This window comes from Streptomyces capoamus (assembly GCF_014654935.1).
GTDB lineage: Bacteria > Actinomycetota > Actinomycetes > Streptomycetales > Streptomycetaceae > Streptomyces > Streptomyces capoamus.
Genome location: NZ_BNBF01000039.1, coordinates 1 through 10,928, shown reverse-complemented (window position 1 = coordinate 10,928; position 10,928 = coordinate 1). Strand labels below are relative to the sequence as shown.

General features: G+C 73.9%; 7 protein-coding genes. 5 read left to right on the top strand and 2 right to left on the bottom strand.

Going from position 1 to position 10,928, the window contains the following annotated elements; translation table 11 throughout:
* Positions 1-32 precede the first annotated feature (32 nt).
* Genes IE312_RS35665 through IE312_RS35650 form a run of 4 tightly spaced genes read left to right on the top strand, consistent with a single transcriptional unit; the run spans position 33 to position 4,973 of the window.
* Entirely contained in the window at positions 33-257 is a 225-nt protein-coding gene (locus IE312_RS35665; RefSeq protein WP_189986484.1) for an MbtH family protein, read from the top strand.
* 5 nt (positions 258-262) lie between these two features.
* The gene (locus tag IE312_RS35660) at positions 263-967 is read left to right on the top strand and encodes a thioesterase II family protein (protein ID WP_189986483.1); all 705 of its coding nucleotides are present in this window, start codon (positions 263-265) and stop codon (positions 965-967) included.
* Positions 968-1,005: 38 nt separating this feature from the next.
* The gene (locus tag IE312_RS35655) at positions 1,006-1,830 is read left to right on the top strand and encodes an SDR family oxidoreductase (protein ID WP_189986482.1); all 825 of its coding nucleotides are present in this window, start codon (positions 1,006-1,008) and stop codon (positions 1,828-1,830) included.
* Positions 1,831-1,877: 47 nt separating this feature from the next.
* Entirely contained in the window at positions 1,878-4,973 is a 3,096-nt protein-coding gene (locus IE312_RS35650) for an amino acid adenylation domain-containing protein (protein WP_229900842.1), read from the top strand.
* 65 nt (positions 4,974-5,038) lie between these two features.
* Here IE312_RS35650 and IE312_RS35645 read toward each other — a convergent pair whose 3' ends face one another.
* Positions 5,039-6,271: a cytochrome P450 gene (locus tag IE312_RS35645; RefSeq protein WP_189986481.1), complete on the bottom strand. Its 1,233-nt coding sequence runs from the start codon at positions 6,269-6,271 to the stop codon at positions 5,039-5,041.
* Positions 6,268-7,104, bottom strand: a complete 837-nt coding sequence (locus IE312_RS35640) for a dimethylarginine dimethylaminohydrolase family protein (RefSeq protein ID WP_189986480.1) — start codon at positions 7,102-7,104, stop codon at positions 6,268-6,270. Before IE312_RS35640 ends, IE312_RS35645 begins: the two co-directional genes overlap by 4 nt.
* A 214-nt stretch (positions 7,105-7,318) precedes the next feature.
* Here IE312_RS35640 and IE312_RS35635 point away from each other — a divergent pair.
* Positions 7,319-10,928: non-ribosomal peptide synthetase (locus IE312_RS35635; protein ID WP_189986479.1), on the top strand; the 3,610-nt coding region annotated here is incomplete at its 3' end.

Genomic DNA, 10,928 nt, shown 5'->3' with positions numbered 1-10,928 from the left:
ACCGGAAGCCAGAGGAAGGGAAACCACCGACGATGAGCACCAACCCGTTCGACGACGACAGCGGCCGGTTCTACGTGCTGGTCAACGATGAGGAGCAGCACTCGCTGTGGCCCGCCTTCGCGGACGTCCCGGAGGGCTGGCGGATCGTCTTCGGCGAGGCCGACCGGGCCGCCGCCGTGGAGTACGTCGAACAGAACTGGACCGACATCCGGCCCAAGTCGCTGCGCGACGCGATGGCCGCGAGCCAGGGGGACTGAGCGCGATGACGGCCACGCCCCTGGTGTGCCTGCCGTTCGCGGGTGCCGGCGCCTCGTTCTTCCACCCGTGGGAGGCCCTGGCCGGCGAAGGGCTGCGGATCGTCGCGCCCCAGCCGCCCGGCAGGGAGTGGAAGCTCGTCGAGGAGCCGTACCGGGACGCCGCCGAGGCGGCCGCCGGACTGCTCCCCGAGGTGCTGGAGCAGGTCGGCGACGCGCCCGAGGTGGCCCTCTTCGGGCACAGCCTCGGCGCGGTCCTGGCCTACGAGCTGGCCCAGCTGCTCGCCGCCCGGTCCGGCACCGCCGTCGCCCGGCTGTTCGTCAGCGGCTCCCCGGGCCCCTGGACCCGGCGGCCGGTGCGCGCCACCGGCCTCGGCGACGCGGAATTCCTCGCCCGGGTCGGTGAGTTCGCCGGCTACAGCCATGCCGCGCTCGCCGACCCGGAGATGCGGGAGCTGATCCTGCCGACGCTGCGCGCGGACGTCGAGATGCACGAGAACTACGTGCCCAGCACGGACCGGCCGCTGCCGGCTCCCATCACCTCCCTGCACGGCCGCGACGACGCGCTGGTCACCGCCGACCAGGCCGCGGAGTGGAGCAAGGCCACCTCCGGCGCCTTCGAGCTGGTGGAGCTGGCGGGCGGCCACATGTATCTCACCGAGGACACGCCGGCCGTGCTGCGCGTCGTCGAGGACGCCCTCGCCGTTCGCTGACACCGCCGTGTCCGCCACATCTGCCAAGGAGGGGCGCCGTGCGCCTGGCTGGAAAGACCGCGATCATCACCGGTGCCGCGCGCGGGGTCGGACGGACGTGCGCGACCGCCTTCGCCGAACAGGGCGCCGACCTCGTCCTCCTCGATGTCGGCGAGGACATCCCCGGGGTGCCCTACCCGCTCGGCTCGGCGAGCCAGCTGGCGTACACCGCCGAGCAGTGCCGGCGCAGCGGCGCGACGGTCCTGACCCGGCACGCCGACGTCCGGGACCTGGCCGCGCTGCAGCGCGTCGCCGACGAGGCCCTGAGCCGCTTCGGCCGTGTCGACGTGCTCGTCAACAACGCGGGTATCGCCGCGCCCTCGGGCAAGACCACCCACGAGATCACCGAGGACGAGTGGCAGCTCATGGTGGACGTCGACCTATCCGGGGCGTGGCGGATGACCCGGGCGGTCGGCCGCATCATGACGGCCCAGCGCTCGGGCAGCATCATCAACGTGGCGTCGACCGCGGGCCTGGTCGGCTACCGGCACTTCGCCGGGTACGTCGCCGCCAAGCACGGGGTCGTCGGGCTCAGCAAGGCGGCGGCGCTCGACTACGCGCCGATGAAGATCCGTGTCAACGCGCTGTGTCCCGGTTCGATCCGGGACGATCCGCGGGCCGAGGGCCGCATGCTCTCGGAGATCGCCAAGTCCCTGGACGTGCCGGTCGCCGAGCACGAGGAGACGTTCCTGCAGTCCCAGCCGATGAACGCGCTGGTCGAGCCGGAGGACGTCGCCGGGGCGGCGGTCTGGCTGGCATCCGACGAGTCCCGGCAGGTCACGGGGTCCGTGGTCACCGTGGACGGGGGATTCAGCGCCCGCTGAGCCGCCGGCGGCTCAGCGGCAGGCATACCGGAGACCAGGGAGACATCGTGCTCAGGACAGATCAGCGCCGCGCCGGGAGCGGTCCGGGCGGCGGTACGGGGCACGCGCGGCACTGCCACGCGGTGCGCGTGCGGCTGGGGACCCACGCCGACGCGGCGGCCCTCGGACAGCGGCTCGGGGCGCTCGCTCCGGGCGTGCGGCTGTGGCGGGAGGGCGTCACGGACCCGGTGGACGGGGTGCGGGCCCGGGGGCCGGTGGAGCGGGAACTGCTGCGGCCCGTCGGGCCCGCGCCCGGGCTGCGGGCCGTCCTGCTGGAGTACGGCCACGGAGCGGCCGACCTGGTGCTGGTCGCCCACCGGGACCGGTACGGGCGACGGGCCCTGCGCGCACTGGCACACGCGCTGACGACGACCGGCGACCTTCCCGGCACGGGCGGCGCCGGCACGGGTGGGGCCGGTGCGGGTGACGTCGACACGGACTGCGTCGGTGCGGGTGGCCTCGGGGCGGGCGCACCCGGTGCGGGAGACCCGCGTGCCGGTGTCGCCGGTGCCGGTGGCCCCGGTGCGGGCCACTCCGGCGACCTCGGTGCGGCTGGTGCCGGTGAGGGTGGTTCCGGCGGTGCGGGTGCGGTCGGCGCCGGTGGCGGTGGTTCCGGCGGTTCCGGTGCGGCCGGCGCCCGTGGCGGTGGGTCCGGGGCCGGTGGGGCGGGTGACGGGGGCTCGGGCTGGGTGCGGGTCGACGCCTCGCCCTCCTGGGGGCTAGGGGAGGCCGGGTTCGGCGACGGGTGGGTGGAGCAGCGCCTGGAGCTGCCCGGTGACGCGGCCGCGGATCCCGCGGGCTGGCTGGCCGCGCTGGCCGTACTGCTCGCGCGCTACGAGCCGGACGAGGCGCCGGCCGTGGCGGTGACGGGTGTGGACGGCGTGGACGACACGACCGTGCTGCGGCCCGAACCCGCCTCCTGGGCCGACGAGTTCGGTGATCTCGGCGCCGTCACCGACTGGTTCCGCCGCCGGCTGGCGGGCGGCGCGCAGGGCGAGGACGCCGCCGTGACGGCGGGCCTGGTCCTGGACCTCGACGACGACGGCCCGGACGGCGACCTCGCTTCCCTCCCCTTCCTGGAGCCCCCGTTCCCGCTGACCGTCACCGTGTCCCGGGGCGGCTCCGGCGGACCGCTCACCCTGTGCTGCCACCACCTCCCGGACGCGGTACGGCCCGCCGTCGCCGTGCAGTTCCTGCGGCACCTGGTCGAGGTGCACCGGCAGGTCACGGCCATGCCCTGGCTTCCCACCGCCGCGGTCGAGCTGTTCGACAAGGAGGAGCGGCTGCGCCTGGCCGCACTCGGCCGGCCGTCCGGGACCCTGGACAGCACCCCCCGCCGTATCGACGCCGTGTTCGCCGCACGGGCCGCCGAGCGCCCCACGGCCGTCGCGCTGAGCGACGGCGACGGCGACCGGGTGACGTACGGCGAGCTGGAGCGCTGGTCGAACCGGCTCGCGCACGGGCTGCGGGCCTCCGGCGTGCGCGACGGCGACCTCGTGGGCGTGTGCCTGGAACGCTCGGCGGAGCTGGTGGCGGTGCTGCTCGGGATCCTCAAGGCGGGCGCGGTGTACGTGCCGCTGGACCCGGCGTACCCGGCGGAGCGGCTCGCCTACACGGCCGAGGACTCCGGGCTGCGGGTGCTGGTGGCCGCGCAGGACACCGCCCCGTTCCCGGCCGGTGGGCGGCCGGCGGCCGTCGTCACACCGGCGCGGCTGGACGGCCTGGGCGCCCGCGGTGCCGCGTCCGCACCGCCGAGCGCCGGCACGCCGCAGGATCCCGCGTACGTCATCTACACCTCCGGCTCGACCGGCCGCCCCAAGGGCGTCCTCGTGCCGCACGCCAACGTGGTCGCCCTGCTCGACGCCACCCGCGCCGGGTTCGCGCTGGGCGCGGCGGACGTGTGGACCTTCTTCCACTCCGTCGCCTTCGACTTCTCCGTGTGGGAGATCTGGGGCTGCCTGATGACCGGCGGGCACCTGGTGGTCGTGCCGTACTGGGTCTCGCGCTCCCCGGAGCAGTTCCGGGCCCTGCTGCGGGAGACCGGGGCGACCGTGCTCAGCCAGACCCCGTCGGCGTTCGCGCAGCTCATGGAGGCGGACCGGGCGCACCCGGCGGACCTGGCGGTGCGGCTGGTGGTGTTCGGCGGGGAGCCGCTGGACACCCGGCCGCTGCTGCCGTGGTTCGACCGGTACCCGGAGGAGCGCTGCCGGCTGGTCAACATGTTCGGCATCACCGAGACGACCGTGCACGTCACCGCGCAGGACGTCACCCGCCGCGAGGCACTGCGCGGCTCCCGGTCGGTGGGCACCGCGCTGCCCGGCTGGTACCTGTACGTCCTGGACGCCGCGCGCCGGCCGGTGCCGCCCGGGGTGGCGGGGGAGATCCATGTCGGCGGGGCCGGTGTGGCGCTGGGGTACCTGGGGCGGCCGGAGCTGACGGCGGAGCGGTTCGTGGCGGACCCGTTCACGGGGCGGCGCATGTACCGCACCGGGGACCGGGGACGACTGCTGCCGGACGGCCGGCTGGAGCACCTCGGACGGATCGACAACCAGGTGAAGCTGCGCGGGTTCCGGATCGAGCTGGACGAGATCCGTTCCGTGCTCGCGGAGTGCCCCGGGGTCGCCGCCGCGGCCGTGGTGCTGCGGCAGGAGGACCCAGCGGACGCCGCGACCGGTCGGCTGGACGGGTACGTGGTGCTCGCGGACGGGGAGGGCGGATCGGTGACCGCGGTGCGGGAGCACGCCGCCCGCATCCTGCCCGGGTACATGATGCCGTCGACGGTCACCGCGCTGCCCTCGCTGCCGATGACGGCGAACGGCAAGGTGGACGTCGGGGCGCTGCCGCTGCCCGCCGCCCCCGCGCCCGGGCCGCGGGCCGCGGAGCGGACCGGCGACGACCTCGTGGACCAGCTGATCGAGCTGTGGGGCGAGCTGTTCGGCGTCGCGGTCTCGGCGTCGGACGACTTCTTCCGGCTGGGCGGCAACTCGCTGCTCGCGGTCCGCATGGCCGCGGCGATGCGCGCCCGGTCCCTGCCGGCGCTGCACCCGCGCACGCTGTACCTGAACCCGACCCTGGGCGCCCTGGCCGAGGCCCTGCGCACCTGAAGGGCGGGACCGGACGCACGGAGGGACGAAAGGAAGGCCCCGGGCACCGCCCGGGGCCTTCTTGGTCACAGCCACACCGGCAGTCCGGCCAGCATGTGCACGCCCAGCGTGGCGTCGGTGTACTCCAGCTCGTCCAGCGGCACCGCGATCTCCAGCGTGTCGCGGTCGAGCAGCAGGTGGCGCAGGGCCACGTCGGTCTCCAGCTTCGCCAGGGCCGCCCCCGTGCAGTAGTGCGGGCCGGCGCCGAAGCTGACGTGCCCCTCGCCGCGCCTGCGCTCGCGCCGCAGGTCCAGGCGCTCGGGGTCGGGGAAGGCCCGCGGGTCGAAGTTCGCCGCGAAGAACGAGCCCGTCAGGGTCTCGCCCTTGCGCACCGGGCAGCCCGACAGCTCCATGTCCCGGGTGGCGTAGCGGGGGCTGGTGACCGGCACCGGGTTGGCGACCCGCAGCAGCTCCTCGATGGCGTCCGGCATCAGCTCCGGCTCGGCGCGCAGCAGGGCCAGCTGGTCCGGGTTGCGGAAGAGGGCGACGACGGACGCGGGGATGAAGAACGACGTGGAGTGGTGCCCGTTCATGATCAGCAACAGCACCATGGCGACCATCTCGTCCTCGCTCAGCCGGTCCCCGGTCTCGTCACGCGTGCGGACCAGCGTGGAGATCAGATCGTCGGCCGGCTCGGCCCGGCGCCGGGCGATGAGCTCCTTGGTGCACTCGACCATCTCCCGCCCGGAGAAGTGGATGTCGCCGTCGGCGTAGGACCGCATCAGCTTGCGCACCCGCGGGTGGTCCGCCCGGTCGAAACCGATCAGCTCGCAGATGACGGTGCCGGTCAGCGGCGAGGAGTACTCCTCGATGAGGTCGCCCCCGCCCTTCGCGGCGAGCGCGTCGAGCAGCCGCGCGGACATCTCCTCGATCGCCGGGCGCAGCGCCTTGATGCGCTTGACGGCGAAGGCGGGCAGGATCAGCTTGCGCAGCCGGGCGTGCTCGTCGCCGTCGACGAACATCATGTTCCGGGCGTACGTGCGGAACTCGGCACGGAAGTCGTCCGGCAGGTCCAGGGCGCCGAGCAGCTGGTCCATCAGCGAGGTGCCCTCGTTGCCCGGCACGTTGGCGTGGTCGACGACGATCTCCGGGTCGCTCAGCATCGAGCGCACGTCCGCGCAGCGCGTGACCAGCCACACCGGCGGCGCGCCGGGGGTGCCGATGCGCACCAGCGGGGCCTGTTCCCTGAGACGGGCGTAGGCCCGGTTGGGGTCGTGGGTGAACTCGGGATCCATCAGGCTGGCTACGGGATCTGTCATGGCCGGTCCCTCTCGGTGGTGTGGGTCCCCGGTCCGGCGGGCGCCGGGTTGTCCAGCGTGAGCGCGGTGCAGCGGACTCCCCCGCCGCCCTTGCGCAGTTCGGTGGTGTCCAGCTCGATCACGTCCTTGCCGCGCTCGCGCAGCTCGGCGGCGAAGCGGGGGGCGCCGGTCGTCATGGTCACCGTGGTGCCGTCGCTGACCAGGTTGAGGGCGAACGAGGCGGCCTCCTCGACCGGCACCTCGACGAGGTCGAGGCCGAGGTCGCGCAGACGGTGCACGCTGTCGGCCGTGAGCGCCTGCGGGCAGTGGGCCAGGGTGCGCTCGTCGATGACGCCGACCGCGAGGTCCAGGTCGTACCACTGCTCGCTCGCCGTGCGCAGCGGTACGACCTCGTAGCCGAACAGGTCGGCCAGTACCGCGTGCATACGGCGGTCGGTGCGCCGGCCGTGGCCGGCCAGCAGGAGGGGGCCGCAGACGAGGGCGTCGCCCTGGCCGCTGAACGGGTAGGGCGCGTCGTGCACGTCGAAGCCGTGCGCCGTCAGCCAGGTGCGGAAGTAGGGGATCTCGGGGCGGCGCGGCCCGGGTGGATCACCGAGGACCGCGCGGCCGCCGCCGACGAGGGCGCCGTTGGCCGTGTAGACCATGTCGGGGCACTCGGGCGCGGACTTCATGAACCTGACGGTGCGTCCGGCGGCGAGGTGCGTCTTCGCGATGGTCTCGTGCTCGGCGAGCGCCGCCACCGGATCCGGCTGCCGGCCCGTGTCCATGTACGGGTTGATGACGTAGTCGACGCGGAAATTCTCAGCGTCGCACATCAGAAGTTCTGTGTTCAAGGGATCTCCTGGGGCCGCAAAGCTGCGCGGACATGATTCTTGAGCCTGGCAAGGGCGTCGGTAATTTGGCAACGCCCCTCATTTCTCCGCCTCCCGTCCCGCCGGCGGGACAGCCCGGATTTCCTTGGGGGTTGCCGTGAGTGCCGTCCTAGGCTGAGGCGGTCGATGAATCGAGTCCCGTGAATTCCAATTTCCTGTCGGAGGGATGATGGCCGTGTCCGCAGCGGATGCCTCGTCGGTGCAGGCCGGCTTGTGGCTCACCCAGAAGCTGACGCCCGGCATCCGGAACAACATCGGCGGCTGGTGGGAGGTCGACGGCCCGCTCGACACCGCTGTGCTGGCCACGGCGTTCCGCAGCGTCCTCGCGGACAGCGCCGAGAGCCTGCTGGTCAACTTCCGGGAGGAGACGGACGGGCTGCGCCGGGTGCCGCACGCGCTCGGGGACTGGCAGCCGTTCGCCCTGGACGCGCGGGACGAGGACGATCCCGGGCGGGCCGCGCTCGACATCGCCGAACGGGTCGTCTCCGACGAGTTCGACCTGGAAAAGGATCTGCTGTTCCGGCTGGGGTCGGTGCGCATTTCCGACGAGCTGCATCTGCTCGTCATCGCTTTCCACCACATCGTGGTGGACGGTGCCGGACTCATCAACTTCGCCCGCCGCAGCGCCGAGGTGTACCGCGCTCTCGCACAGGGCCGGGAAGTACCGGAATGGGTCTGCGCCGGAAGTGATGCGGTCTCCGCCGCCGATGCCGTTTACCGCTCCTCCCCGCGTTTCGTCAAGGATGCGGAATTCTGGCGCGACTATCTCGCGGACTCGCCCGAGCCGGTACGGCTGTCCAGCACCGCGCACACGACGGCCGTGTCCCCCGTGCCCGGGGACGGCTTCTTCACCGGCGGTGACACCGGCCGGGTCAATCACGCGATGGCGCGCACGGCCCGCCGCGTCGGGGTCGCCAACCACACCGTCGCGGTGTCCCGCGCGGAGGTCACCGCGTGGGAGCGGGCCGCCGCGGACGCCGGGACGACCCTGCCCCACCTGCTGACCACCGCCGTCGCCGTCTTCCTGCGGCACGCCGGCGGGCTGAAGGAGTTCACGTTCTCCCTCGTCGTCAACAACCGCAGCGGCGCCGCGAAGCAGGCCACCGGGCTGGTCGCCAACTTCGTCCCGGTCCGGGCGCGCATCGACGACGCGGCACCGGTGTCCGAGGTCGCCCGCGCGCTGACCGCCGAGAAGTACCGGGTGTACCGGCACGCCTCACACCTCATCGCCGACATCAGGCGGAGCATGGGCCACACCGACATGGCGCGCAGCCCCGTCGGGGTCATCCTCAACTTCATCCCGTACATCAAGGAGATGGACTTCGGCGGCAGCCGGGCCCATCTGGCCGGAGGGTGCTTCCCGACCCTCGACGAGCTGATGATCACCGTCTTCGACAGCGGCCGGGACGGCGAGCTGAGCATCGGGTTCGACGCCCCCGGGGACCAGTACCGGACCGACGACCTCGCCCTGTTCTCCCGGCAGCTGCTCGCGTTCGTACGGGCGATCGCCGCGGACCCGGGAGTGCGCGCCGGCGCCGTGGACGCCGTGGAACCCGCCGTACGCCACCAGCTCGTCGGCGTCCTCAACGACACCGCCACGCCCGTCGCCGCCCTGACCGTGCCCCGGCTCTTCGCCCGCCACGCGGCCGCCACCCCCGACGCCGTCGCGGTGGTCGACGACGCCACCCGCCTCACCTACGCGGAACTGGACGAGCGGTCGGACCGGCTCGCGCACGCGCTGCGGCGGCACGGTGTCGGCGCGGAGGACCTCGTCGCCGTGGCCCTGCCCCGGTCGGCCGAACTGGCCGTGGCCTGGCTGGCGGTGCTGAAGGCGGGCGGCGCCTACCTGCCCGTCGACCCGGCCTACCCCGCCGAGCGGGTGCGGCTCATGCTCGCCACCGCCCGTCCCGCCCTGTTCCTGACCGACAGTGCCCGGGCCGGTGTCCTGCCCGCGGGGAGCGCACTGCCCACCCTGCTGACCGACACCGCCGACCTGACCGAACGCGGTCCCCTGGCCGAGCTGCCGTACGGCCCGGACCGGCTGGCCTGCGTCCTGTACACCTCCGGCTCCACCGGCACCCCCAAGGGCATCGGCGTCACCCACCGCAACATCACCAGCCTGGGCCAGGACCGGCGTTTCACCGGCGGTACCCACGCGCGGGTGCTGATGCACTCCCCGCAGTCCTTCGACGCCTCCACCTACGAGCTGTGGCTGGCCCTGCTGAGCGGCGGCCGGGTCGTGATGGCCCCCCAGGAGCGGCTGGACGCCGACTCGCTCGCCGAACTGCTGCACACCCACGGCATCACCGCCATGTGGATCACCGCCGGCCTGTTCGCGGCGGTCGCCGACGAGCGTCCCGGCGCGTTCGCCCGGATGCGGGAGGTGTGGACCGGAGGCGACGTGGTCCGCCCGTCGGCGGTCGCGGCCGTCCAGCGCGCCTGCCCGGGGGTCACGGTCGTCAACGGCTACGGCCCCACGGAGACCACCGTCTTCGCGACCGAGTACCACACGCCCGCCGTCGGCCGGACCGACGGCGTGGTCCCGATCGGCCGCCCCGTCGACAACCGGCGCGTCCACGTCCTCGGCCCGGGCCTCACCCCCGTCGCCCCGGGCGCCGTCGGCGAGGTCTACGTCTCCGGACTCGGCGTCGTACGCGGCTACCTGGACGCGCCGGGCGTGACGGCCGGGCGGTTCGTCGCCGACCCGTTCGGTCCGGCCGGCGCGCGCATGTACCGCACCGGTGACCTCGCCCGCTGGAACGCCGACGGGCAGCTGGAGTACGTCGCCCGTGCCGACGCGCAGGTCAAGGTGCGCGGCTTCCGGATCGAGCCGGGCGAGGTGGAGGCCGCGCTGCTGGCCCACCCCGCGGTCGCCCAGGCGGTCGTCGTCGCACGGCAGGTCCGCGGTGGCGGACGCCGGCTCGTGGGGTACGTCGTCCCGGTCGAGGCCGATGCCGCCGTGGGCGGCGACGGGGCCGGCGGGGTCGGGGACTTCGACCTCGGCACCGGAGTGTCCCCCGCCGATCTGCGCCGGTTCCTGGCGGGCCGGCTGCCCGAGTTCATGGTCCCGTCCGTCATCGTCGTCCTGGGTGCCCTGCCGCTGACCAACCGCGGCAAGGTGGACCGGGGGGCGCTGCCGGAGCCGGAGGTCTCGGAGGTCGCCTACCGGGCGCCGGGCAGCGCGGCCGAGGAGGCGCTGGCCGGGGTGTTCGCCGAGGTGCTGGGTGTGGAGCGGGTCGGTGTGGACGACGACTTCTTCGCGGCCGGCGGTGACAGCATCCGCTCGATCCAGGTGGTGGCCCGGGCCCGGGCGAAGGGGGTCGAGGTGACGGCCCGGGAGGTGTTCGAGCACCGCACGGTCGCCGCGCTCGCCGAGGCCGCGGCCGGGCGCGACACCGGCCGGCCCGTACTGGAGGAGCTCGAAGGGGGCGGCGCGGGCTTCATGCCACTGCTCCCGGTCGCCCGGCACGTCCTCGGCCTCGGCGGCGGACACGACCGGTTCGCGATGTCACTGCTGCTCCGCACGCCGGACGACATCGACCGCACGAGCCTGGTGGCGGCACTGCAAGCCGTCCTGGATCACCACGACGTCCTGCGTGCGCGTCTGGTGGAGGCGCCGGAGCGGGGTCTGTTTGTCGAGCCGGCCGGTTCGGTGGACGCGGGCGCACTGCTGCACCGGGTTGCGGGTGCGCAGGCGGATGCGGCGGCCGAGCTGGATGCTGCGGCGGGGCGGCTGGATCCGGCGGGCGGGGTGATGGCCCAGTTCGTGTGGCTGGAGGCGTCGG

Excerpts from the sequence above, each read along its gene's own strand:
- IE312_RS35665 (WP_189986484.1), top strand. The coding sequence starts at position 33 with ATGAGCACCAACCCGTTCGACGACGACAGCGGCCGGTTCTACGTGCTG.
- IE312_RS35660 (WP_189986483.1), top strand. The coding sequence starts at position 263 with ATGACGGCCACGCCCCTGGTGTGCCTGCCGTTCGCGGGTGCCGGCGCC.
- IE312_RS35645 (WP_189986481.1), bottom strand. The coding sequence starts at position 6,271 with ATGACAGATCCCGTAGCCAGCCTGATGGATCCCGAGTTCACCCACGAC.